This window comes from Streptomyces sp. NPDC002779 (assembly GCF_042888685.1).
In the GTDB taxonomy this organism is placed as follows: Bacteria; Actinomycetota; Actinomycetes; order Streptomycetales; family Streptomycetaceae; genus Streptomyces.
Map to the genome: position 1 here is coordinate 120,715 of NZ_JBIAQC010000008.1, position 22,864 is coordinate 143,578.

The 22,864-nt window shown below is 72.7% G+C and carries 18 protein-coding genes and 2 pseudogenes; 8 read left to right on the plus strand and 12 right to left on the minus strand.

Translation table 11 applies throughout. The features are described 5' to 3' along the window. Window positions 1–57: 57 nt before the first annotated feature. Window positions 58–1,431 carry an amidase gene (locus ACFYW5_RS23215; protein ID WP_389418973.1) on the plus strand — a complete coding sequence of 458 codons (1,374 nt, stop codon included), beginning with the start codon at window positions 58–60 and terminating at the stop codon, window positions 1,429–1,431. Here the strand turns inward: ACFYW5_RS23215 and ACFYW5_RS23220 are convergent. Both ACFYW5_RS23220 and ACFYW5_RS23225 read right to left on the minus strand, forming a co-directional pair. Then, entirely contained in the window at window positions 1,412–1,894 is a 483-nt protein-coding gene (locus tag ACFYW5_RS23220) for a GNAT family N-acetyltransferase (protein ID WP_389418974.1), read from the minus strand. The two genes, ACFYW5_RS23215 and ACFYW5_RS23220, sit on opposite strands and share 20 nt — an antisense overlap. Before the next feature lie 55 nt (window positions 1,895–1,949). Next, window positions 1,950–2,123: a hypothetical protein gene (locus tag ACFYW5_RS23225; protein ID WP_389418975.1), complete on the minus strand. Its 174-nt coding sequence runs from the start codon at window positions 2,121–2,123 to the stop codon at window positions 1,950–1,952. A 442-nt stretch (window positions 2,124–2,565) separates the two neighbouring features. Here ACFYW5_RS23225 and ACFYW5_RS23230 point away from each other — a divergent pair, with 442 nt between their 5' ends. After that, window positions 2,566–3,000 carry a hypothetical protein gene (locus ACFYW5_RS23230; RefSeq protein ID WP_389418976.1) on the plus strand — a complete coding sequence of 145 codons (435 nt, stop codon included), beginning with the start codon at window positions 2,566–2,568 and terminating at the stop codon, window positions 2,998–3,000. Between the two features lie 25 nt (window positions 3,001–3,025). Further along, window positions 3,026–3,834, plus strand: a pseudogene (locus tag ACFYW5_RS23235) (SDR family oxidoreductase). Window positions 3,835–3,904: 70 nt separating this feature from the next. On the opposite strand, the gene ACFYW5_RS23240 reads toward ACFYW5_RS23235, so the two are convergent. The 4 genes from ACFYW5_RS23240 to glgA form a co-directional block, all read right to left on the minus strand. After that, window positions 3,905–5,398: an SDR family NAD(P)-dependent oxidoreductase gene (locus tag ACFYW5_RS23240; protein ID WP_389418977.1), complete on the minus strand. Its 1,494-nt coding sequence runs from the start codon at window positions 5,396–5,398 to the stop codon at window positions 3,905–3,907. Between the two features lie 105 nt (window positions 5,399–5,503). Then, window positions 5,504–6,835, minus strand: a complete 1,332-nt coding sequence (locus tag ACFYW5_RS23245) for a wax ester/triacylglycerol synthase family O-acyltransferase (RefSeq protein ID WP_389418978.1) — start codon at window positions 6,833–6,835, stop codon at window positions 5,504–5,506. 127 nt (window positions 6,836–6,962) lie between these two features. Further along, window positions 6,963–8,183 carry a glucose-1-phosphate adenylyltransferase gene (gene glgC, locus ACFYW5_RS23250; protein ID WP_389418979.1) on the minus strand — a complete coding sequence of 407 codons (1,221 nt, stop codon included), beginning with the start codon at window positions 8,181–8,183 and terminating at the stop codon, window positions 6,963–6,965. A 52-nt stretch (window positions 8,184–8,235) separates the two neighbouring features. Continuing rightward, window positions 8,236–9,387, minus strand: coding sequence for a glycogen synthase (glgA, locus tag ACFYW5_RS23255; RefSeq protein WP_389418980.1), 1,152 nt, complete (start codon window positions 9,385–9,387; stop codon window positions 8,236–8,238). Window positions 9,388–9,759: 372 nt separating this feature from the next. On the opposite strand from glgA, the gene ACFYW5_RS23260 reads away from it, so the two are divergent. After that, window positions 9,760–10,830, plus strand: coding sequence for a DMT family transporter (locus tag ACFYW5_RS23260; RefSeq protein ID WP_389418981.1), 1,071 nt, complete (start codon window positions 9,760–9,762; stop codon window positions 10,828–10,830). Here the strand turns inward: ACFYW5_RS23260 and ACFYW5_RS23265 are convergent. After that, a complete protein-coding gene (locus ACFYW5_RS23265) occupies window positions 10,820–11,956 on the minus strand; it encodes a transglycosylase family protein (protein ID WP_389418982.1) in 1,137 nt (378 codons plus the stop codon). The two genes, ACFYW5_RS23260 and ACFYW5_RS23265, sit on opposite strands and share 11 nt — an antisense overlap. 310 nt (window positions 11,957–12,266) lie before the next feature. On the opposite strand from ACFYW5_RS23265, the gene gndA reads away from it, so the two are divergent. After that, entirely contained in the window at window positions 12,267–13,706 is a 1,440-nt protein-coding gene (gndA, locus tag ACFYW5_RS23270; RefSeq protein WP_389418983.1) for an NADP-dependent phosphogluconate dehydrogenase, read from the plus strand. A 663-nt stretch (window positions 13,707–14,369) separates the two neighbouring features. Here the strand turns inward: gndA and ACFYW5_RS23275 are convergent. From ACFYW5_RS23275 to panD, 3 genes are read right to left on the minus strand one after another with little or no spacing between them, the layout of a single operon-like run. Then, window positions 14,370–15,029, minus strand: a complete 660-nt coding sequence (locus tag ACFYW5_RS23275) for an aspartate/glutamate racemase family protein (protein WP_389418984.1) — start codon at window positions 15,027–15,029, stop codon at window positions 14,370–14,372. Then, window positions 15,029–15,379, minus strand: coding sequence for a GNAT family N-acetyltransferase (locus ACFYW5_RS23280; protein WP_389418985.1), 351 nt, complete (start codon window positions 15,377–15,379; stop codon window positions 15,029–15,031). Before ACFYW5_RS23280 ends, ACFYW5_RS23275 begins: the two co-directional genes overlap by 1 nt. 37 nt (window positions 15,380–15,416) lie before the next feature. Then, complete coding sequence (gene panD, locus ACFYW5_RS23285; protein WP_389418986.1) at window positions 15,417–15,836, minus strand: aspartate 1-decarboxylase; 420 nt, start codon at window positions 15,834–15,836, stop codon at window positions 15,417–15,419. A 201-nt stretch (window positions 15,837–16,037) separates the two neighbouring features. On the opposite strand from panD, the pseudogene ACFYW5_RS23290 reads away from it, so the two are divergent. Together ACFYW5_RS23290 and ACFYW5_RS23295 are read left to right on the plus strand one after the other, a co-directional pair. Next, a pseudogene (locus tag ACFYW5_RS23290) lies at window positions 16,038–16,916 on the plus strand (oxygenase MpaB family protein); the annotation flags it as partial. A gap of 575 nt (window positions 16,917–17,491) precedes the next feature. After that, window positions 17,492–19,000: an aldehyde dehydrogenase family protein gene (locus ACFYW5_RS23295; RefSeq protein WP_389418987.1), complete on the plus strand. Its 1,509-nt coding sequence runs from the start codon at window positions 17,492–17,494 to the stop codon at window positions 18,998–19,000. A 25-nt stretch (window positions 19,001–19,025) separates the two neighbouring features. Here ACFYW5_RS23295 and ACFYW5_RS23300 read toward each other — a convergent pair whose 3' ends face one another. Then, on the minus strand, window positions 19,026–19,652 hold the full coding sequence (locus ACFYW5_RS23300) for a TetR/AcrR family transcriptional regulator (protein ID WP_389418988.1): 627 nt from the start codon (window positions 19,650–19,652) through the stop codon (window positions 19,026–19,028). Window positions 19,653–19,778: 126 nt separating this feature from the next. Between ACFYW5_RS23300 and ACFYW5_RS23305 the strand changes: the two genes are divergently transcribed. Continuing rightward, window positions 19,779–20,918 (plus strand): acyl-CoA dehydrogenase family protein, encoded by a 1,140-nt coding sequence (locus tag ACFYW5_RS23305; RefSeq protein WP_389418989.1) that lies wholly within the window; start codon window positions 19,779–19,781, stop codon window positions 20,916–20,918. A 69-nt stretch (window positions 20,919–20,987) separates the two neighbouring features. Here the strand turns inward: ACFYW5_RS23305 and ACFYW5_RS23310 are convergent, their stop codons facing one another. After that, on the minus strand, window positions 20,988–22,820 hold the full coding sequence (locus tag ACFYW5_RS23310) for an AMP-dependent synthetase/ligase (protein WP_389418990.1): 1,833 nt from the start codon (window positions 22,818–22,820) through the stop codon (window positions 20,988–20,990). Window positions 22,821–22,864 lie beyond the last annotated feature (44 nt).

Genomic DNA, 22,864 nt, shown 5'->3' on the forward strand with positions numbered 1-22,864 from the left:
GTTCTCTCCGACGTACCCGCGAGTAATCCTCCTGCGCAGCACCCGAAGGAGCCCTCTGTGAGCAGCTGGGTCGGCCGGACCGCCGTCGAGATCGCCGCCGCCGTACGGGAGAAGCGGACCACGCCCCGGGAGGTGGTCGCCGAGCACCTCGACCGGATCGCGCGCCTGGACGGCCGGATCGGCGCCTTCCGCACGGTGCGCGCGGAGGCGGCGCTCGCCGAGGCCGACGCCGTGGGCGCCCGCGGTGACCTGGCCGAACTGCCGCTGGCGGGCGTGCCCGTGGCGGTCAAGGACAACCTCGCGGTGTGCGGCGAGTCGCTGCGCGTCGGCTCCGCGGCGACATCGCGGGCACCGGCCGCCGACGACCATGTCACGGTGGCCCGGCTGCGGGCGGCGGGTGCGGTGGTCGTCGGGCTGACGAACGTGCCGGAGCTGTGCGTCTTCGGCACCACGGACGGGGTGCACGGCATCTCCCGCAATCCGTGGGACACCTCGCGCTCGGCGGGCGGTTCGTCGGGCGGCAGCGCGGCCGCGGTCGCCGCGGGCCTGGTGCCGGTCGCCCTCGGCAACGACGGCATGGGCTCCCTGCGCATCCCGGCGGCCAACTGCGGCCTGGTGACCCTGAAGCCCGGGCGCGGAGTGGTGCCGGCGGGCATCGGTGAGGGCGACTGGTTCGGCATGTCGGAGAACGGGCCCCTCGCGACGACGGTCGAGGACGCGCGCCTGCTGCTGGCGGTGATGGCCGACGGGGAGCTCCCGCCCGCCTCGACGCGGGGCGGACGGCGCGTCGCGGTGTCGCTGCGCAGCCCGATCGCGGGAGTCGCGGTGAGCGCCCCGTACCGGGCGGCGGCGCGCGAGGCGGCGGGCGTGCTGATGAAGGCGGGCCACCAGGTGCGCCGGGCGGATCCCCCGTACCCGATGACGCTCGGGCTCACCGCGCTCGCCCACTGGACGGCGGGCACGTCGGTCGACGCCCGGGGCCTGGACCCGCGGTCGCTGACCCGCCGCACGAAGGTGCACGCGGCGATCGGCAGGCGCTTCGCGGGTCAGGCCCGCAAGGGCACGGCCCGGGAGGAGTTGCGCCGGGTCCTCGACCCGTTCTTCGAGCGCTACGACATCCTGCTCACCCCCGCCCTGGCCCGCCGCTCTCCCGAGGCCGCGCCCTGGCACGAGCGGGGGTGGCTGCGCAACATCGTGGCGAACACCGCCTGCTCCCCCTTCACCCCGCCCTGGAACCTCACCGCCTGGCCGGCCATGAGCATCCCCGTCGGCGCCCTGCCCTCGGGCGCCCCGTGCGCCGTACAGCTGGTGGGCCGCCCGGGCGCGGAGACCGATCTGCTGGAACTGGCGGCCCAGTTGGAGCGCCTGCGGCCGTGGCGGCGGACCGCGCCGCTGGACCGAGCCGGGTCTTCTACAGGGCTCGGTACATGATGTGCAGGCCCACCAGCCCGTGCCGCGGATGCTCGAACGCGTCCGGGACCGTGCCGAGGATCGTGAAGCCGAGGGACAGCCACAGCGCGACGGCGGGGTTGGTCTCGACGACGGCGTTGAAGACCATGCCCCGGTAGCCGTGCGCCTTGGCGGCGGTCAGGACGTGCTCGGCGAGGAGGCGGCCGATGCCGCGGCCCGTGTGCGCGGGGTCCACCATGAAGCCCGCGTTGGCGATCCGGGCGGCGGTGCCACCGTAGTTGGGGGTGAGGTACGCGGAGGCGACGATGGCGCCGGTCTCGTCCTCGACGACGTACACCTGTTTCGCCGGGTTCGTCCACAGGACCCGGGCCGCCTCCTCGGAGGTGCCCGGGTCCCAGGCGTAGGTCTCGCCGGCGGAGACGATGCGATGCCAGAAAGGCCAGATCCGCGGCCAGTCCTCGGCCGCGGCTTCTCTGATCAGCATGGGCGCCAGTCTCGCACGCCCATGCGATCGTCGATCGCGAAGGCTTCTCGGGCCTTCAGTCCACGCTCGGCAGGATGTGGGGCTCGGCGAGGTCGTCCTCGTAACCCGCGAGGCGGATCGGGGCCGACCGGGCCCACACGTCCAGGCTGCCGAGTTCGCCGGGCCGACGGCCCGCGCGTTCGGGGCGATCCTTGGGGCGTTGTTCGCGCTTCGTCTTCTCCGGTGTCACCGCGCACTCCTTATGTGTCGGGTCACCCTCGGGACCACTGCGCCGGGCCGATGCGCCCGTCGCCGGTAGCCCGCTCGGGTGTGAGTCGAAAGACCGTTCGGACGCGGTGGCGCCGGTTCTTCGTACGGAGCAGACCGTTGTGAACCGGCTGTCCCGGGACGGACCGTGGGTGTGGGTGGGACCCATTTCTGCTGTCCGTCCGCTACAGAGTAACCAAATGAGCGGGTACCCGCTCGATGGGGCTGAAAACTCGGGGTTACTGTCTGAAGACGTCCTGTTTCCTCCCCTGCACGGGCCGTTGGGATGCCGTTGGGATGCCCTCCCCGTCGCACGTATCGCGCCGCCGCCGCACGCCGCGCAGTTCAGGTCCCGTTGGCCGAATCGCAAGCCACCCATGGTCTGCTGGCGGACGGCAACGGCTGTCCGGCGGGAGGACTGGCGCATGGAGCTGCGCAGTGTCGAGGAGCTGATGGATCTGCTGTACGCCTGCCGGGGCGCATGGGTTGCCCCCGGTCGCGTCGGCGCCGCCGGAACCGATCTGCACCAGCACGCGCTGCGCACCGCCGCGCTGCTGCGCCGGTGCCGCCCCGCCGACAAGGAACTCCAGGCGGCCGGGCTGGTCCAGGCGATCGGCCCGCTGCTCGGGCCCGGCGACCGGGCCGCCGACGCCGTACGCCCCCTGCTCGGCGAGCGGGTGGCCCGGCTGGTCCGCGCCCAGGGCCCCGGTGCCGACCCCGGCGACGACGACCTGCTCCGGCTGCGCCAGGCGGCCGAGGAGAGCCGCACCGCCGGTTTCGACGCCGGGGTCCTGGAGGACTGGCGCACCGTCCTGGAACTGCTCGCCGCCCGGAACTCCCGCCTCGGGGCTGTCGACTGACGGTCCGTCATGAGACGGTACGGCGATGACGCCGCCGTACGGACTCCAGGGCAGGGCCGCCGTGGTCACCGGTGCCACCCGCGGCATCGGTCTCGCCGTCGCCCGCGCGCTCACGGAAGCGGGCGCGCGGGTGTGCGTGACGGCGAGGGACGCGCAGGACGTGCGGCGCACGGCGGCGGAGCTGGGCGGTGCGGGGCTGCCGGGTGACGTGGCCGACCCGGCGCATCCGCGGGCGCTGGCGGACTTCTGCGTACGGGAACTGGGCCGCCTCGACATCGTGGTCAACAACGCCGCGACGAACCGGCCCTACGGCCCGCTCATGGACGTCGACCCGCTCGCCTGGCGCACGGCGTTCACGGTGAACGTGGAAGCCCCGCTGCGGCTGGTCCAGCACGCCTGGCGCGCCTGGATGCGCGACCCGGCGGCACGGTCGTCAACATCTGCACGGAGGGCGCCGGACACGTGGGCCCGCACATCGGCGCCTACGGCACCAGCAAGGCCGCCCTCCTGCACCTCACCCGCCAGCTCGCGGGCGAACTGGCCCCGAGGGTGCGCGTCAACTCCGTCTCCCCGGGCCTGATCCGCACCGACATGGCCCGCTTCGTCTGGGAGCACGCGGAACCGCAGCTGGCCGCGGCCCTCCCGCTCGCCCGCATCGGCTCCCCGCGGGACGTGGCCCGAGCCGTCGTCTGGCTGGCCTCGGACGCGGCCGAATGGGTGACCGGCGCCGACCTCCTGGTGGACGGCGGCACCCGGGTCCGGGCGGCGTCCGCGTCAGCGACCGGCTCGCCCCTCCAGGACCGTCTGCGCGACCAGGCGCCGACGGGACCGTGACGGCGGCCCGTGGCGAGCCCGGTCACCCGGTGGGATCATCGACCCCGAAGCCCTCCGGCCGGCCGCGCTGTCACCACTTGCCGGGCGCGTAGTCCTTCAGGAAGACGCCGTACACGTCCTCGCCCGCCTCGCCGCGCACCACCGGGTCGTAGACCCGGGCCGCGCCGTCGACCAGGTCCAGGGGGGCGTGGAAGCCCTCCTCGGCGAGGCGGAGCTTGTCGTAGTGGGGGCGCTCGTCGGTGATCCAGCCGGTGTCGACCGAGGTCATCAGGATGCCGTCCGACTGGAACATCTCCTGGGCGCTGGTCCGGGTCACCATGTTCATCGCGGCCTTGGCGGCGTTGGTGTTCGGGTGCCCCGCGCCCTTGTAGCCGCGGCCGAACACGCCCTCCATCGCCGAGACGTTGACGACGTACGCGCGGCCCGAGGACGCCTTGCGGGCCGCCTGTGCCATCACCGGGCGGAGCTTGCTGATCAGGATGAACGGCGCCGTGTAGTTGCACAGCTGGGTCTCCAGCAGCTCCACCGGGGAGATCTGCTCGATGGTCTGTACCCAGGTGTTGGTGTCGACGACGTCGGGGAGCAGACCGCCCGCGTCGATGGCGGTGCCGTCGCGGTGCCGCTCCACGCTGGCGTGGCCCGCGACCAGGGCGAGGTCGGCCACCTGCTGCGCGTCGAGCCCGGAGATCCCGGCGGGCAGCGCGGCCAGGCCGTCCACCGCGCCGGAGTTGAAGGCGCCGATGACGTGGTGGGCGGGCAGCTCACCGGCGGGCAGCGGCGCCGACTCGCCGTCCACCAGCGCGGCGTAGGCCGAGGGCAGGCGCCGTACCGTCTGGGTCGCGTTGTTGATCAGGATGTCCAGCGGGCCCTGCTCGCTCATCCGGTCGGCCAGGGCGACGGCCTGGGCCGGGTCGCGCAGGTCGATGCCGACGACCTCCAGGCGGTGGATCCAGTCCGCGGAGTCGTCCATGGCCTTGAAGCGGCGGATGGCGTCCTTCGGGAACCGCGTGGTGATCGTGGTGTGCGCGCCGTCGCGCAGCAGTCGCAGCGCGATGTACATGCCGATCTTGGCGCGGCCGCCGGTGAGCAGCGCCCGCTTGCCGGTGAGGTCCGCGCGGACGTCGCGCTTGGTGCGGTTCAGCGCGGCGCAGTCCGGACAGAGCTGGTGGTAGAAGTAGTCGACTTCCACGTACCGCGTCTTGCAGGTGTAGCAGGAGCGCGGGCGCTGGAGTATCCCGGCGATCCGCCCCTCCTCGGTGGGCGACGACGGCAGCAGCCCCTCGGTCTCGTCGTCGATGCGCTGCGCGGAGCCGGTCGCCGTGGCCTCGGTGACCGCCCTGTCGTGGGCGGTCTTGGCGGCCCGGCGCTCCTGGCGGCGGCGCTGCTTGACCGTGCGGTAGACGCCCGCGGTGGCCCGGCGCACGGCGACGGCGTCGGGGTGGTCGACCTCCAGCTTGTCGAGCTCCTCCAGCACGCTGAGGCAGACGGCCAGCCGCTCGGGGTCGATGCCGGGGCCGTACACGACCTCTTCCGTGGTCGCCGGACCGTCCTCTGTCACCGTCATCGCCGCTGCCGCTTCCCTGCTCACCCGTGCGGCGCTCCGACCGCGTCCGCTTTCGAACGGGGAATTCTACGGAGCGCCGGGCGTCACTACCAAAAACCGGGACGGTCAAGGGTCACAGGCCGTGATCAGCGTCTCCACCTCGTCCGACAGCGCCGCCGCCAGCCGGTCCAGATCCGGTACGGCCACCGCGTCGGCGACCAGGCCGTAGTGGACCGCGCCGCGGTACGTCGAGACCGCCACCGCGAGGGACTGGCCGCGGGCTAGCGGCGCGTAAGGGAAGACGGCGGTGACCGGGTTGCCGCCGAGTCTCAGGCCGAGGCCGGGCAGCGGGACGCTGGTGACCAGGAGGTCGAACCAGAGCCGGGCGGCCTGGCCGACCAGGGGGCCGGCGAGGCGGTGGCCGAGTGGCGGGACGTGGTCGGCGAGCAGGGCCACCGCGCCCGCGCCGCGGTTCGGGCCCGCGTCCTTGTTGCGGTCCATGGCGGCGCGGACCGTGCCGAGGCGGCGCAGCGGGTCGGGGTCGTCGACGGGCAGCCGCACGAGGTATCCGGAGAGCCGGTTGCCCTGCGGGTGCGCGGTGCGCGGGCGGCGCCTGGAGACGGGGATCAGGGCGCGGGGCGCGACGCCCTCGCTGCCGTCGCCGCGTTCGTCCAGCCAGCGGCGCAGGGCGCCGGCGACGACCGCGATCAGTACGTCGTTGACGGTGCCGCCGACGGCCTTGCGCACCCGGTGCACATCGTCGAGGTCGACGACGACTCCGGCGGTACGTCGGGTGCCGCTGGGCTCGGCGGTGAGCGCGGCCGTGGAGCGCGCGGCCAGCGTGGCGTCCAGGGTCGACACGGCGAGGGAGGCGCCGATGTCCAGGGCGCGGCCCACGTCGGACAGGGCGCCCCGGACCAGTCCGGGCAGCCCCCGCAGGTCCGGGAGCAGGCCACGCGGGGGCTCGGCCGGGCGGGGCCGTGGCTCGGGCAGGTCCATGGGGTCGAGCACGGCCGCGGCGAGGGTCAGCGCGCGCAGTCCGTCGGCGAGGGCGTGGTGGAACTTGAACAGCACGGCGAAGGACTCGCCGTCGGCGCCGGGCAGCACATGGGCCTCCCAGGGCGGCCGGCCGCGCTCCAGCGGGCGTTCCATGAGGCGTCCGGCGACCGCCTGGAAGTCGTCGGCCGGGGCGTGCAGCCGCACATGGTCCAGGGGGTCGAAGCCGGGGACCGGCTCCCGGGTGGCGGCGCCGAAGGCGAGCGGCTGCCATACGTCCCGGATGCGCATCCGCAGCCCGGGGACCGCGGCGGCGCGGGCCGCGAGGAGGTCGGCGGCGTGCGCCCCGGCCGTGGGCGACCGCGCGGAGAAGACACCCAGGGCACCGAGGTGCATCGGGTGCCGTGCGGACTCGATGTTCCAGAACGCCAGGTCGAGAGGGGCCAGCAGGTCGGAAGTCAAGGGCTTGCCTCGCGTCGACGACGGGGTGGACCAGCAGTCAATCGTCCTCGAGCGATTACGGTCAAGTACGATCAAGCTACGCACAGTTAACAGCAGATTAAGTCCAACCCGTTGGCGGAGCGCGAGGTCAGGTCACCCGCTGCCCCTTCCCCAGCGCGATGACCCCGCCCTTGGAGACCGTGTACAGCTCCGCGTCCCGCTCCGGATTGACGCCGATCGTCGCCCCCGGCGGCACCTCCACGTTCTTGTCCAGGACCGCCCCCCGCACCACCGCGCCCCGGCCTATGTGGACGTTGTCGTGCAGCACCGACCCCTGGACCACCGCCCCGGGGTCCACCACCACACCCGGCGACAGCACGGACCGCGTGACCTGCCCCCGGATCAGACAGCCCGCGCTGATGATCGACTCCCCGGCGATGCCGCCCGCGTTGAAACGGGCCGGGGAGAGCTGGCCCGAGTGGGTGTAGATGGGCCACTGCCGGTTGTAGAGGTTGAAGGCGGGCCGCTCGGCGATCAGGTCCATATGGGCGTCGTAGTACGCGTCCAGCGTGCCGACGTCCCGCCAGTACCCCTGGTCCCGGGTCGTCTCGCCGGGGACGTGGTTGGCGCTGAAGTCGTACAGCTGCGCCTCGCCCCGCTCGGTGAGCTGGGGCAGGATCGAGCCGCCCATGTCGTGCACGGACCGGTCGTCCTCGGCGTCCCGCTGGAGCGCCTCGATCAGGGCCTTGGTGGTGAAGATGTAGTTGCCCATCGAGGCGAACACGCACTCGGGGTCGTCCGGCAGGCCGGGCGGGTCGGCGGGCTTCTCCAGGAAGCGCTCCACCGTCTGCCCGTCGGAGCCGGGGCTGATCACCCCGAACGAGGCGGACTCGCCGCGCGGGACGCGTATCCCGGCCACGGTCACCCCCGCGCCGGACTCGATGTGCTGGGCCAGCATCTGCCGCGGGTCCATGCGGTACACGTGGTCGGCGCCGAACACCGCGACGTACTCGGGCCGTTCGTCGTAGATCAGGTTCAGGGACTGCAGGATCGCGTCCGCGCTGCCCAGGAACCAGCGGGGGCCCAGGCGCTGCTGGGCCGGGACCGGGGTGACGTAGTTGCCGAGCAGACTGGACATCCGCCAGGTGGTGGTGATGTGCCGGTCCAGCGAGTGCGACTTGTACTGCGTGAGCACGCAGACGCGCAGGATGTCGCCGTTGACCAGATTGGACAGGACGAAGTCGACGAGCCGGTAGGTGCCGCCGAACGTGACCGCTGGTTTCGCGCGGTCCGCCGTCAGGGGCATCAGGCGTTTGCCTTCTCCGCCCGCCAGCACGATGCCGAGCACCGAAGGTCCGCCACGACGCATGGGCCGCTCCCCTCAAGCAGATTGACCCCAGCCTGCCCCCACTCGAGGTGTCCTACGCCTGTTCGAGGATCTCCTCGTAGAGCCGGACCGTGCGCCGCGCCACCGCGTCCCAGCCGAACTCCCCCACCGCGCGCTCCCGTCCGGCCTCGCCCATCGCCCGGGCGCCCTCCGGATCCGCGAGCACGGAGTCCAGGGCCCGCGTGAGCCCCGCCTCGAAGCCGTCGTCCACCGGCACCAGCAGTCCCGTCTTGCCGTCGTCGACGACCTCGGGGATCCCGCCGGTCCGCGAGGCCACCACGGCGGTCCCGCAGGCCATCGCCTCCAGGTTGACGATGCCGAGGGGTTCGTACACCGAGGGGCAGGCGAACACGGCGGCGTGCGTGAGGAGTTGGATCACCTCGGGGCGCGGCAGCATCTGCGGGATCCAGTGCACGCCCGCGCGCACCCGGCTCAGCTCCTCGAAGAGCTCGCGGAACTCCCGGTCGATCTCCGGGGTGTCGGGGGCGCCCGCGCACAGCACGACCTGCGCGGCCGGGTCGATGTCCCGTACCGCGCGCAGCAGATGGGGCACGCCCTTCTGGCGGGTGATCCGGCCGACGAACAGGACGTACGGGCGGCCCCGGTCGATGCCGATCCTGTCCAGCACGTCGGTGCCGTGGTCGGGGCGGTACAGGTCGGTGTCGATGCCGTTGTGCACGACGCGCACCCGCGCGGGGTCCAGCCCCGGGTAGCAGGCGAGGATGTCCTCGCGCATCGCGCCCGACACGGCGATCACCGCGTCCGCGGTCTCGATCGCGGTGCGCTCCGCCCAGCTGGACAGGGCGTACCCGCCACCGAGCTGCTCGGCCTTCCAGGGCCGCAGCGGCTCCAGGGAGTGCGCGGTCATCACATGCGGGATGCCGTACAGCAGCTTGGCCAGATGGCCGCCGAGGTTGGCATACCAGGTGTGCGAGTGGACCAGTTCGCTGCCTTCCAGGGCGGCGGCCATCGCGAGGTCCACGGAGAAGGTGCGCAGCGCGTCGTTGGCGGTGTCGAGGGCGGACCAGGGGCGGTGGCGCAGCACGCCCTCGGCGCGGCCCTCGCCCCAGGAGTGCACCTCCAGGTCGACCAGGGACGTCAACTCCCGGGCGAGGAACTCCACATGGACACCGGCGCCGCCGTACACATCCGGCGGGTACTCCCGGGTCAACAGTCCCACTCGCACCAGCATCCCCCTGTCTCGGCCGGTCCCCCATGGTCACCCAGATGCGGCGCGCGCGGAAGAGCTCAGCGGGCGGGGACTCGGCTGCCTCGCGAGGGGGAAAAGTCATAGAATTGCCGTAAAGATCAGATGATGTCCAGCCCTAGGGTCGAGGTCCACGAGGAGCGGTGGCACCAAGGGCGGCCGTAGACGTCTCGGGGTGCACCCCCCACCCTCAGGAGGACGGAGGGCGTTTTGTACTCCATCGGCAGTAGGAGTCATTGCCTGCTCAGGGACGACGACGGGAAGAACTTTTAACGGCATCGTGTTGGCTATGGAAGCCGACAGCTGGCCGCGCGGGACGACGAGCCCCCGCCTCACGCAGAGGAGCCGCTCATGAGTGCCCTCGCGTTGTCCGTGCTCCTGTCCCTCGTCTCCGCCGTCGCCTACGCGGGCGGAGCGATCGTGCAGGAGCGCGTCGCGGTGTCCACGCCCGGACAGCACTACGCGCCGCTGCGCCGGCCGGTCTGGTGGGCCGCCGTGGCGCTGAACGGCCTGGGCGGGCTGCTGCACGTGGCGGCCCTCGCCTACGGACCGCTGAGCGTGGTCCAGCCGCTGGGAGCGCTCACCATCGTGTTCGCGCTGCCGATGGCGGCCCTGTTCGTCGGCCGCAAGGCCGGGGCGACCGCCTGGCGCGGCGCGATCATGGCGACCGTCGGTCTCGCCGGTCTGCTCTCCCTGGTCGGCGCCTCCGAGTCGCAGTCCCTCGACACCGCGCAGCGCACCGGCGTGGCCCTGGTCACCGCGGGCGCCGTCGCGACCCTGATGATCGCGGGCCGGGCGGCCCACCGGCACCCGGTGGTGCGCAGCGTACTGCTCGCGACCGCGTCCGGTATCGCCTTCGGCATGTCCTCGGTGTTCACGAAGATCGTCGCCGTCGACTGGGACGGCGGGGTGACGGCGGGCGACCTGCCGTCCCTGGCCACCATCGGTGTCTTCGCCACCGCCGGTCTGCTGCTGTCCCAGGCCGCCTACCGCGGCGCCGGACTCGCGGCCCCGCTGGCGGTGCTGACGGTCGTGAACCCGGTGATCGCGGCCGCGGTCGGCATCACGATGTTCGGCGAAACCTTCCGCTACGGCACCACCGGCACCGCGCTCGCGCTGAGCTGCGGTGTGGTCGCGACGGGTGGCCTGATCCTGCTGACGACGGAGCGCATTCAACGCGCTCCGGCACCCGCGCGGCCGGTCCCGGAACTCCCCGCGACACCGGCGCCGGCGCCCTCGCCCGCCTCCACCGAGGAGCTGGTCCTCGCTTCCGCCTCCGCGGAGGAGCTGGTTCTCGTGCTCCCCGCACAGCAGGAGACGACGCCGAGCGCCGCCTCACCGCACCTCTACGGGCCGTTCTACGGCGGCCCCTACGTCCCGATGCCGGTCCTGGACCGGCACCGGACGCGCGTCAGATCCTGACGCCGCCTGCCCGCAGGTAGGCCACCGGGTCGATGTCCGACCCGAAGCCGGGCCCCGTCCGCACCTCGAAGTGCAGATGCGGGCCCGAGCTGTTGCCCGTGGAACCGGCACGGCCGATGCGCTGGCCGGCGCCGACCTGCTGGCCGCTGCGCACGGAGATCGCCGACAGATGGGCGTACTGGGTGTAGCGGCCGTCGGCGTGCCGGACCACCACCTGGTAGCCGAAGGAGCCCTCCCAGCCCGCGCCGACCACCTTGCCGTCGGCCACGGACCGCACGGTCGTACCGGTGGCGACGGGGAAGTCGACGCCGGTGTGGTAGCCCTTCGACCAGGAGGTGCCCGCCTTGTGGTAGGGCGTGCCGGTGGGCGCGCTCACCGGGGAGACCATGGTCTTCTTGGAGGTCTTCGCGGGAGTGGACTTCTCGCGAGTGGACTTCGCGGGCGTGGACTTCTCGGAAGTCTTCTGTTTCGGCAGGGGCTTGGCGGCCGCCGGAGTCGTCTTCGCGGCGGACCCGGCGCCGAGGGCGAGCCGCTGCCCGGGCATGATCAGGTCCGGATCCGCGCCCACGGTCTTGCGGTTGGCGTCGTACAGCCCCCGCCAGCCGCCCCGGACGTCCTGCTCGTCGGCGATCGTGGAGAGGGTGTCGCCGCGCACCACCGTGTACATCTGGGCCTTGCCGGCCCGGGACTGCGGTGTGGTCTGCGGCTTGACGTCCGGTACCGAGGTTTTCAGCTCGGGGCTCTCCCCGCCCCGGGTGAGCCCGGCCCGTACCGAGCACACCGGCCAGGCGCCGGGGCCCTGTCCGTCCAGGACCTTCTCCGCGACGGCTATCTGCTCGTCCTTGGTGGCCAGGTCGGCCCGCGGGGCGTACCGGGTGCCGCCGTACTGCTCCCAGGTGGACTGGGCGAACTGGAGGCCGCCGTAGTAGCCGTTGCCGGTGTTGATGTTCCAGTTGTTGGTCGACTCGCACGCGGCGACCTTGTCCCAGGTCTCCACGTCCGCCGCCTGCGCGGTTCCGGTGCCGATGAGCGGGATCGCCATCCCGGCGCTGCCCGCCGTCACGGTGAGCGAGGCTCGGTTGATCCTGTTCGGCTGATACCGGCGGTGCCGGCCGCGTGCGGCCATAACGGTGCCCCCTCGACATGCGTCAGGAGGGCCAAAAGTAAGCGCCCGTAACAGGCCATGACAAGACAGCAATCGGCCGCGATGTGGCTCAAGAAGCAAGGGCGGGGCTCCGGTTGCGCAACGGCTGAGGCGGGCGGGCCCTTCCGTGCGTATCAGCCTGCGGAACATCGAGCCACCCGGGAGTGCGGCCGGAGTACCGGCACGTCAAGATGGTCCCTGCGGCAATACTGGCGGCCACGAACCGGCCACGACCGGCCACGACCGCCCACGACCGGCACCATCGGTACCGGATTCCTTAGGAGCCAACGGAATGAGCAATTCAGCCCAGATCGGCGTCACGGGTCTCGCGGTCATGGGACGCAATCTCGCCCGCAACTTCGCCCGCAACGGCTACACGGTCGCGGTGCACAACCGGACGTCGGCGCGTACCCACGCGCTGGTGGAGGAGTTCGGCGGTGAGGGCGAGTTCATCGCGGCCGAGACCGCCAAGGACTTCGTGGCGGCGCTGGAGCGGCCCCGCCGCCTGGTCGTCATGGTGAAGGCCGGTGAGCCCACCGACGCGGTGATCCAGGAGTTCGCCCCGCTCCTGGAGCCCGGCGACATGATCATCGACGGCGGCAACGCGCACTTCGCCGACACCCGGCGCCGTGAGCGGGAACTGCGCGAGCAGGGCATCCACTTCGTCGGCATGGGCGTCTCCGGCGGCGAGGAGGGCGCGCTCAACGGCCCGAGCATCATGCCGGGCGGCCCGAAGGAGTCGTACGACTCGCTCGGCCCGATGCTGGAGAAGATCTCCGCGAAGGCGAAGGACGGGGCGCCCTGCGTGACGCACGTGGGTCCGGACGGCGCCGGGCACTTCGTGAAGATGGTGCACAACGGCATCGAGTACGCCGACATGCAGCTGATCGGTGAGGCGTACCAGCTGCTGCGCGATGTCGCGGGCTACTCCCCCGCGCAGATCGCGGAGATCTTCCGGACGTGGAACACCGGCCGTCTCGACTCCTACCTGATCGAGATCACGGCCGAGGTGCTGGCCCACGTGGACGAGGCGACGGGCAAGCCGTTCGTGGACGTCGTGGTGGACCAGGCGGAGCAGAAGGGCACGGGGCGGTGGACCGTGCAGATCGCGCTGGACCTGGGCGTCCCGGTGTCGGGTATCGCCGAGGCCGTCTTCGCGCGTTCCCTGTCCGGCCACGCGGAGCTGCGGGCCGCTTCGCGGGAGCTGGCGGGACCGAAGGCGGCGCCGCTCGGTGAAGCCGAGGCGGCCACCTTCGCCGACCGCGTCGAGCAGGCGCTGTACGCCTCGAAGATCGTGTCCTACACGCAGGGCTTCCACGAGATGGACGCGGCGCGCGCCGAGTACGACTGGGACATCGATCTCGGTGCCGTCTCCGCGATCTGGCGCGGCGGGTGCATCATCCGGGCCGCGTTCCTGGACCGGATCCGCGCGGCCTACGACGCCCGGGCGGATCTGCCGAGCCTGCTGGCGGACGAGACGTTCGCCGGCGAGATCGCGTCCGCTCAGGACGACTGGCGTGAGGTGATCGTGGCGGCGACCCGGCAGGGCGTACCGACTCCGGGCTTCTCCGCGGCCCTCGCGTACTACGACGCGCTGCGTGCCGAGCGGTTGCCCGCGGCGCTGACGCAGGGGCAGCGGGACTTCTTCGGGGCGCACACGTACCGGAGGGTGGACCGGGAGGGGTCGTTCCACACGCTGTGGGGCGGGGACCGGTCGGAGGTGACCGGGTAGGAGGGCTTGCGCGGGTGGGCGGGGGCCTGTTGCGCCCTGCGCCCCTCGGTACGTGGGCGCTCGCCGCGTTCTACTGCCGAGCCGTCTGCCTCACGACAGCGGCGGGCCCGCTCCGGGTTCGGGACCGGGCGGGGAGACCGCTTGGCGGGATCGGGCGGGCGCGGCCAGTTGCCAGCAGCCGTGCCCCTCGGCACGACTGCGCTCGCCGCGTTCTTCTGCTAGCCACCTGACTGACGACAGCAGCGGGCCCGGCCCGGGTTCGGGACCGGGCGGGGAGACCGCTTGGCGGGGCTCATGGAGGGACGCGGGGCCGATCGCGCCCCGCGTCCCTCCGTACGACTGCGCTCGCCGCGTTCTTCTACCGAGCCCCTTGCCTCACGACAGCGGCGGGCCCGGTTCCGGGTTCGGGACCGGCTCCGGGCCCGGTGGGACCGGGGACGGACTCGGGTCCGGGACCGGCTGCGGGCCCGGCGGTGAGGGCGGGGGCGTGGGGACGGGGCCCGGCGCCGGACGCGGGTCCGGGGTCGGCGGGGGACCCGGCGTCGGCGCGGGGGCCGGGTCCGGGGTCGGGGCGGGGCCCGGGGTCGGGTCCGGGTGGACCGGGTCCGGGTACGGGTTGGTCATCGTGTCCTCCAGCCTTGGATGAAGCGGCGGCTCCTAGGACTACTGCCCCGCGTACCCCGGCTCGCCCGTGCAGTCACCCGCCTGGGCCCCGGCAGCCAGGCCCGGACGCGGGCTGGAGAGCACGGGGACGGCGGTCGTGGTCAGCCGCTGCGCCGGGGCCATCGAGGCCTGGGCCAGGACGATCGCGTCGGCGTCGGTGACCTCGTCGGCGGCGGAGGCGACCAGCGTCGCGTACGCGTGCGCGTCGCCCGCCTCGAACCGCGCCCAGGCCCCCTCGACGAGCCGGGTCCGCACCTCGACCGGGCGTCCGGCGCGCTCGGCCTCCTCCCGGATCAGGTCCGCCGTCGGGCCGAGCGTGCTCTCCAGGGCGGCGAGGACAACGACGCGGGTGCCGGTCGCGACCGCGGCTGCCGCCATCGGACGGTCGACGCGCAGCACGGGTACGCCGACGTCGGCCGCCTCGGCCACGCCGCCGATGGTCGAGCAGGTGCACAGCACGGCACGCGCGCCCTCGGCGACGGCGCGGCGCAGGATCGCGGCCACGTCCTCCGCGACCGCGTCGGGGCCCTCCGCGCGGGCCCGTTCCAGCAGCCGCTCGTCGACGACGTGCCGCAGCTCCAGCCCCAGGTGGGCCTCGTCGCGTAGGACGTCGAAGACGGGGACGTGGACGGGCGAGGTGTGCAGGAGGGCGAGGGCCATCAGAAGCGGCCGGGGTGCGCCACGACCCATTCCTTCGCCGCGCGCAGCAGCTCGGGGTCGGCGACGGGGGCCTCGTCGGGGTGGCGCTCCGCCCACTTGACGACGTACGGGCACAGCGGGGCGACGACCGTGCCCTCGTGCTCGGCGACGGCGTACAGCTCGCGGGCGAGGGAGCCGGCGATGCCCTTGCCCTCATGGGCGGGCTCGACGACGGTGTGAACCGGGACCAGGGCGCGCCCGGGGGCATCGAGGACGAAGTACTCGATCCGGCCGACCACTTCGCCGCCCGCGACTGCCTCCAGGCGGCCCGCCGCCCGGTCGTCACGGATCTCGATCTCGATCTCGCTCACGGGCACGCTCCTGGTCCGTCCGGTCCGTCTGCTCCGCTCAGGCCGGTACGGCCTGCGGGCTGCGCTGCTGGTCCGAGCCCGGCACCGGCTCCGACGGGTCGGCGCCGAGAGCCACGATCCGGTTGTCGCGGTCCACGTGCACGACCCGCGGCTGGAGCGCGCGCGCCTCGGCGTCGGTGACCTGAGCGTAACTGATGATGATCACCAGATCCCCGGGGTGCACGAGATGGGCGGCGGCACCGTTGATCCCGATCACCCCGGAGCCGCGCTCGCCCTCGATGACGTACGTCTCCAGCCGGGCGCCGTTGGTGATGTCGACGATGTGCACCAGCTCGCCGGGCAGCAGATCGGCGGCGTCGAGCAGCTCCGCGTCGATGGTCACCGATCCCACGTAGTGCAGGTCGGCCTGGGTGACGGTGGCTCGGTGGATCTTGGACTTGAACATGGTTCGCAGCATGAACAGCTCCCAATTGGTCTGCTCCCTGCCCGCTCAGCGGGTCAAGGGCGGTCTTCGGAGACTACAACGACCGCCACGTCCGGTCAGCTGTCCCCCGGGTATTGACGTCTCGTGAAACAACTCAATAGTTTCAGTATCATCGACTCACAGGGGGCGCTCCCTATGGACTGGGTGGCCGTGATTCCCCGGGAGGGCTCGCCCATGGGCCGCTACAGCCGGCTCCGCCGGATCCGGCGGCTGGATCCGCAGCAGGACTTCGAGCAGATCTACCGGTGGATCATCCACTACGAGTTCCCCCGCGACTATCTCCACGGGACGTCGATCGCGTTCCTGCGCGACTACGGCGTCCCGCGCATATCCCGACTCCTGGACCGCACACAGGAGTTCGAGCGGTCCGGCCAGAAGCGCTACGACGACACGGTGCTGATCACGTACGAGATGGTCCGTGAGGGGACGGACTCGGAGCACGGGCGGGCAGCCGCCCGCCATCTGAACCGCATCCACGGGCGCTACCCCATTGTCAACGAGGACTTCCTCTACGTCCTGGCCACCACCGTGGTGGGGCCGAAGCGGTGGATCGACCGGTTCGGCTGGCGGCGCCTGTGCGAGCAGGAGACCGAGAGTCTGGCGCTGATGGGCCGGCGGATGGGCGAGATGATGGGCATCTCCGGCGTCCCCGGCACCTATGCCGAGTTCGAGCGGCTCCACGACGACTACGAGCGGGAGATGTTCTCCTACCACCCCGCCAACCGCCGGGTCGCCGCGGCCACCCTGGGGGTCCTGGCCTCCTGGTACCCGGCCCCGGTGCGGCGGCTGGCCTCCCGGGTCCCGCTCGCCGTCCTGGACGAACCGCTGCTGAAAGCCCTCGGCTTTGCGCCGGAACCGCGCTGGCTGCGGGTCGCGGTCCACCGTGCGTTCCGCACCCGGGCCGCGGCGATCCGGCTGCTGCCCGCACGGCCCGAGTGGTTCCCACGCAAGCCCAAGGCGCGCACGTACCCGTTCGGCTGGACCCTGGACGATCTCGGCCCGCACTGGGCACACTCCCGCCCGCAGACCCCGCTCCAGGACGAGACCCCGGCGGAAGGGGCCTCCGCCAAGGGGGAGCGATCGGCGGACGGGCCCTGCGCCCCGGCGCAAACACGGACGGACCGGCCCTCCGCCCCGGCGCAGAAACCGGGGGAAGGAGCCTCCACTCCGGGGCAAACACCGACGGACCGTCCCTCCGCCCCGGCACAGAAACCGACGGACGGGCCCTCCACCCAGGTGCAAACCCCGCCAGGAGAAACCTCCGTCCCGGCGCAGAACCCCAGAGGTCGAGCCTCCACCCCGGCACAAGCACCGACGGACCGCCCCTCCGCACAGGCGCAAGCCCCCACGGAAAAGCCCTCCACCCCGGCACAGAACCCCATGGACCGAGCCCCCACCCCGGCGCAGAAACCGACGGACGGGCCCTCCACCCAGCCACCGAACCCCGGGAAAGGAGCCCCCGCCCCGGCGCAGAAGCCCGCAGCGGAGCCCTCCGCCCAAGCAGCGCAGCCCTCCACCCCCGCAGCGCAGCCCTCCACCCCCGCGGCCCAGCCCTACACCCCCGCGGCGCAGCCCTCCACCCCCGCGGCGCAGCCGTCCGCCCCGCATGCCTCCCGTCAGGAGAGTCGATGACCGACACCACCCCGGCCGCCACCGCACCACCCCTCGCCACCTTCGTCACCCACTCCCCCGCCACCGGCAAGCCGCTCGCCGAGCACCCGGTGCACGGGCCGGAAGAGGTGTTCCGGGCCGTGTCGCGGGCCCGGAGCGCCCAGGCCGGGTGGGCGGCGCTCCCCGCGTCCCGGCGGCGTGAGCAGTTGCTGCGCTGGAAGAAGGCCCTCGCCACCGACCTGGACACCGTGGCCCGCACCATCGCCGAGGAGACCGGCAAGCCGCCCGGTGACGCCGCGCTGGAGGTCGTCCTCACGCTGGAGCACCTGGGCTGGGCCGCACGCCACGCCGGGCGGGTACTGCGTCGGCGGAAGGTGAGTACCGGAGTGTTCGCCGCGCACCAGCGGGCCTCGCTGGTGTACCGGCCGCTGGGCGTGGTCGGCGTGATCGGCCCCTGGAACTACCCGCTGTACACCCCCATGGGCTCCATCGGTTACGCCCTGGCCGCGGGCAACGCCGTGGTCTTCAAGCCGTCCGAACTGACCCCGGGCACCGGGGTCCTGCTGGCCGAGCTCTTCGACGCCGCCGTGCCCGAACATGCCGGACTGCTCTCCACCGTCACCGGCGCCGCGCCCACCGGGGACGCCCTGGCCCGGTCCGGGGTCGACAAGCTGGCGTTCACCGGTTCGCCGGGGACGGCCCGCAAGGTGATGGCGGTGTGCGCGCTGACGCTGACGCCGTTCCTCGCCGAGTGCGGCGGGAAGGACGCGGTGATCGTCACCGCGGACGCGGACCTGGACGCGGCCGCCGACGCGATCGTGTGGGGTGCGCTGAGCAACGCGGGCCAGACCTGTGCGGGGGTGGAGCGGGTCTACGCGGTGCGGGAGATCCACGCGGCTCTGTGCGAGCGGGTGGTCGAGCGGGCCGGGGCGGTCCGCCCTGGTGCCGAGGCGGACGCTTCCTACGGCCCGATGACGCTCCCGGGCCAGGCCGCCGTCGTGGAGCGGCATGTGACCAGCGCGCTCTCGGCGGGGGGCCGGGCCCTGCTGGGCGGACCGGAGTCGGTGCGCGCTCCGTACGTCGCGCCGGTCGTGCTGACCGACGTACCGGAGGACGCGGCGGCGATGACGGAGGAGACCTTCGGGCCGGTCGTGGCGATCAACCCGGTGGCCGACGTGGACGAGGCGGTGGCCCGCGCCAACGCCTCGCGTTACGCCCTGGGCGCCGCGGTGTTCTGCCGCGACAGACGCGCCGGTGCCGCCATCGCCGCGCGCCTGCGGGCCGGGGCGGTGTCGGTGAACTCGGTGCTCGGCTTCGCCGCCGTACCGGCGCTGCCGTTCGGGGGTGCGCAGGACTCCGGCTTCGGGCGGATCCACGGCGAGGAGGGGCTGCGCGCCTTCACCTCCGTGCAGTCGACGACCGTGCAGCGGTTCACCCCGCCGATCGCGCTGACCACCTTCACCGTCCCGGCCGCCACACGGGAGCGCGCGGTGCGGCTGGCGCGGGCCCTGCACCGGCGCCGCTGAACGGCGGGCCCGCGCGGCCGGCCGCTCAGGCGTCCAGCAGCGGGGCCAGGTAGCGGCGGGCGAAAGCCCGGGCCTGGCCCTCGTCCTCCATCTCGATGCAGCTGGCGGGGTTGAGCAGGAAGGACACGGCGACCCGCACCATCAGCTCGGCGACCGGACGCGGGTCCTGGTCGGGGCGGCCCTCGACCTGTTGCGCCCGGCGCAGATGGACCGTCAGGTACTCGACGGTGGCGGAGAGCGAGGAGCTGCCCTGCACGGTCAGATAGGGCAGCACCAACTCGGGTTCGAGGCGCAGCAGGCCGCCGAAGAGGGGATGGGCGCGCGTGTGGCGCAGGGCGACCACGAAGCCCTCGACGACCCGTTCCCTCATGGTCGGCAGCGCGGCCACCGCGGCGTCGAGACGCTGGAAGAACCGGCTGAGCTCGCGCAGCAGGGTCTCCTCGACCAGCTTGTCCTTGGTCTGGAAGCGCCGGTACACGGTGACCCGGGAGACGCCGGCCCGCTTCGCGACGTCGTCCACGGAGGAGCGGCGCAGACCGAGAAGGGTGAACTGCTCCAGTGCTGCGTCGAGGATCCGCTGCGCCGTGCGGTCCTCCGGCTCCGGCTGGGCGAGGGCCCGCGCGAGCCACGAGTCGTTCGTGTCAGTTCTCATGGTGCTCCTCACGATACCGGCGAACGACTCCCCCAGCTCCTGTGAAACAACTATCGTATCTCTGTAACATCACTGCGTGCCCGATCTGACCGAGCCGCCGACCGGCGCCGGATCCCGGAGGACCTGATGGGCAGTCGACTCACCGAGGAACAAGCCGCCTTCGCCGCGGCCGTGCGCGATTTCGCCAAGCGCGAGTGCGGCACCCGGGAACAGCGCGACGCGCTGACCGGCGGCGGCCGCGAGGCCCACCACCCCGGGCTGTACGGCAGGCTCGCCGACCTGGGCTGGCTCGGGGTGTGCCTGCCCGAGAAGTACGGGGGCTCCGGCGGCGAGGTGGCCGACGCCTGCCTCTTCCTGGAGGAGACCTCGTACGGGATGGTCCCGTGCGGGGGGTTCATCACCACCGTCATCACCGCGAAGGTGTACGAGCGGTTCGGCACCGAGCGGCAGCGGCAGGAGGTGCTGCCCGGCGCCGTACGCGGGGACGTCCTCGCCATCGCCATGTCGGAGCCAGGGGCCGGGTCGGACGTCGGCGCGCTGCGCTGCCGGGCCCGGCGGGAGAAGGACGGCACCTGGGTGATCGACGGTCAGAAGACCTGGATCTCCAACGCGCACTGCGCGCGGAGCATCCTGTTGGTGGCCCGTACCGGCGAGGACAAGCACGGCGGTCTCACCATGTTCCATCTGCCCGCCGACACCCCGGGCGTGGAGGTGCGGGGCATCGAGACCATGCGCGGCCGGGAGGTCAACGACGTCTTCCTCACCGGCGTGCGGCTGCCCGCGGACGCCGTCGTCGGCCAAGTGGACCACGGCTGGCGGCAGTTGATGGCCGGCCTGAACCACGAACGGCTCTTCCTCGCCGCGAACATGCTGGGCCTGGCACGCCGCGCCTTCGACGACGCCGTCTCCTACATCGGTGAACGCGAGCAGTTCGGCCGGCCCGTCGGCTCCTTCCAGGCGCTCCGGCACCGGGTCGCCGATCTCGCCACCGAGATCGAGTGCGTACGGCTGCTGGTGCGCGAGGTGGCCCTGGACTGCGACGCGCGGCCAGAGAGGCTGTTCCCGCGCGAGGCGTCCATGGCGAAGCTGAAGGCCACCGAGATCGCCAAGCGGACCGCCCTGGAGGGCATGCAGATGATGGGCGGCTACGGCTACACCACGGAGTTCGACATGGAGCGCCACCTGCGCGCCGCGGTCGTCTCCACGGTCTACGGCGGGACCAGCGAGATCCAGCGGGACGTCATCGGCAAGACCTACGGCCTGTGAGCCGTCCCGGCACGGTGGCCGCCCGCCCCCGGACGGGGTGGGCGGTCGCCGTGGGACGACGTCCCGGGGTCAGTCCTTGTAGAGCGCGGACAGTTCGTCGGCGTACTTGTCCCGGATGATCCGCCGCCGCATCTTCAGCGACGGCGTCAGCTCGCCGCTCGCCGGACCCCACTCCTCGGCCAGCAGCTCGTACCGCTTGACCTGCTCGGTGCGGTTGAGCCGGGTGTTGGCGGCGGCCACCGCACGGTCCACCTCGGCCCGCACGGCGGGGTGTCGCACCAGCCCGGCCAGGCCCCCCTCCGCCTCGACGCCGTGGGCCGCGGCCCAGGCGGGGGCGGCCTCCGCGTCGAGCACCAACAGGGCGACGAGGTAGGAGCGGTTGTCGCCGTGCACCATGGCCTGGCCGATCAGCGGGTGTTCCTTGAGAGCGTTCTCCACCAGAGCCGGTGAGACGTTCTTGCCGGTGGAGGTGATGATCATCTCCTTCTTCCGGTCGGTGAGCCAGAGGTAGCCGTCCGCGTCGATGCGGCCGATGTCACCGGTGGCCAGCCAGCCGTCGGCGTCCAGGGCGGACCGCGCCGAGCCGTCCGGCTGGAGGTAGCCGGAGAAGACGGACGGGCCCCGCACCAGGATCTCGCCGTCCTCGGCGACGCGGATCTCCACGCTCTCCACCGGCCGTCCCACCGAGCCGAGCCGGAAGCCCGTCTTCGGGCTGTTGCTGGTGGCCACGCCGGTGGTCTCGGTCAGCCCCCAGGCGTCCATGATGACGATGCCGAACCCGGCCCAGAACCGCACCACTTCGGCCGACATCGGCGCCGACGCGCTGGCCGTCCAGGTCACCCGGTCCAGACCGCCCGCGGCCAGCATGGGCAGCAGGACGTCCTTGCGGGCGCGCAGGTAGCGCTCCTCCAGCTCGGCGGGCGGCTCCTCGCCGCGTTCGCGGTACCCGACGTGCTCCCGGGCGACCTCGAACGCCCGCTCTATGACGGCCAGTTGGTCGGCCGGCATCAGCGAGAGGACGGCCCGCACGGCGGCGGACAGTTTCTCCCAGATCCGCGGTACGCCGAAGAACTGCCTGGGACGCACCTTGCGCACCACCTCACCCACGCGCGTCGGGTCGGCGCAGAGGTAGACGTGCGAGGCGCGGTGGCAGGGCAGGTAGATGCCGAGCATCCGCTCGGCGATGTGGGCGAAGGGGAGATAGCAGATGTGCTCGGCGTGCGGGGGCAGCTCCACCACGGCGTCCAGCGCGAGGGCGTTGGCCATCACCACGCGGTGGGTGAGGACGACGCCCTTGGGCTCGCCGGTGGTGCCCGAGGTGTAGACGACGGTCAGGGGGTCCTCGGGGCGGGCGGCGTCCAGTTCCGCGGCGAACCCCTGCGGCACCGGCTCGCGGAGCAGGTCCGCGTACGCGGTGTGACCGTTCTCGGTACCCGGCTCGGCCACCACCAGTCGCTCCAGCGGGGTTTCGCCGTCGGACAGCAGCGGCTCCCACACCGCCGCCTGGGCCGCTCCTTCCACGACGGCGAGGCGGGCACGGCAGTTGCGGGCGATGTGCTGGATCTGCTCGGGGGCGGCGGTGCCGTAGACGCTGACCGGGATCGCGCCGAGGCGGACCAACGCCAGGTCGGACAGCCAGTGTTCGGGCCGGTTGGACATCATCATCAGCACGTGGTCGCCGCGGCCCACCCCCAAGGCCCGGTAGCCGGCGGCGAGGCACCGGGTGTGCTCGTCGACCTCCGCCCAGCGATACGTCGTCCACTCGCCGTCCGAGTCCGGCGGCTGCCAGGAAAGGGCGTGGAGCTGGGGGTACTCCCGTGCGTTCCGGGCCAGCAACTGCGGCAGGGTCCGGTCGGCAGGGTCGTCCGGCAGGTCACCGGTGATGCGGGGGGCCGATGTCATCGGGGCCTCCTTGAGGTCGGAGAGGGAACTGCTGGGGAGACCGG

What these genes read in the sequence shown, in the direction of transcription:
- ACFYW5_RS23300 (WP_389418988.1), bottom strand. Translation starts at nt 19,652, where the DNA reads ATGAGAACTGACACGAACGACTCGTGGCTCGCGCGGGCCCTCGCCCAG.
- ACFYW5_RS23305 (WP_389418989.1), top strand. Translation starts at nt 19,779, where the DNA reads ATGGGCAGTCGACTCACCGAGGAACAAGCCGCCTTCGCCGCGGCCGTG.
- panD (WP_389418986.1), bottom strand. Translation starts at nt 15,836, where the DNA reads ATGCTGCGAACCATGTTCAAGTCCAAGATCCACCGAGCCACCGTCACC.
- glgC (WP_389418979.1), bottom strand. Translation starts at nt 8,183, where the DNA reads ATGCGTCGTGGCGGACCTTCGGTGCTCGGCATCGTGCTGGCGGGCGGA.
- ACFYW5_RS23240 (WP_389418977.1), bottom strand. Translation starts at nt 5,398, where the DNA reads ATGACGGTGACAGAGGACGGTCCGGCGACCACGGAAGAGGTCGTGTAC.
- ACFYW5_RS23220 (WP_389418974.1), bottom strand. Translation starts at nt 1,894, where the DNA reads ATGCTGATCAGAGAAGCCGCGGCCGAGGACTGGCCGCGGATCTGGCCT.
- ACFYW5_RS23265 (WP_389418982.1), bottom strand. Translation starts at nt 11,956, where the DNA reads ATGGCCGCACGCGGCCGGCACCGCCGGTATCAGCCGAACAGGATCAAC.
- ACFYW5_RS23275 (WP_389418984.1), bottom strand. Translation starts at nt 15,029, where the DNA reads ATGGCCCTCGCCCTCCTGCACACCTCGCCCGTCCACGTCCCCGTCTTC.
- ACFYW5_RS23310 (WP_389418990.1), bottom strand. Translation starts at nt 22,820, where the DNA reads ATGACATCGGCCCCCCGCATCACCGGTGACCTGCCGGACGACCCTGCC.
- gndA (WP_389418983.1), top strand. Translation starts at nt 12,267, where the DNA reads ATGAGCAATTCAGCCCAGATCGGCGTCACGGGTCTCGCGGTCATGGGA.
- ACFYW5_RS23260 (WP_389418981.1), top strand. Translation starts at nt 9,760, where the DNA reads ATGAGTGCCCTCGCGTTGTCCGTGCTCCTGTCCCTCGTCTCCGCCGTC.
- ACFYW5_RS23230 (WP_389418976.1), top strand. Translation starts at nt 2,566, where the DNA reads ATGGAGCTGCGCAGTGTCGAGGAGCTGATGGATCTGCTGTACGCCTGC.
- ACFYW5_RS23295 (WP_389418987.1), top strand. Translation starts at nt 17,492, where the DNA reads ATGACCGACACCACCCCGGCCGCCACCGCACCACCCCTCGCCACCTTC.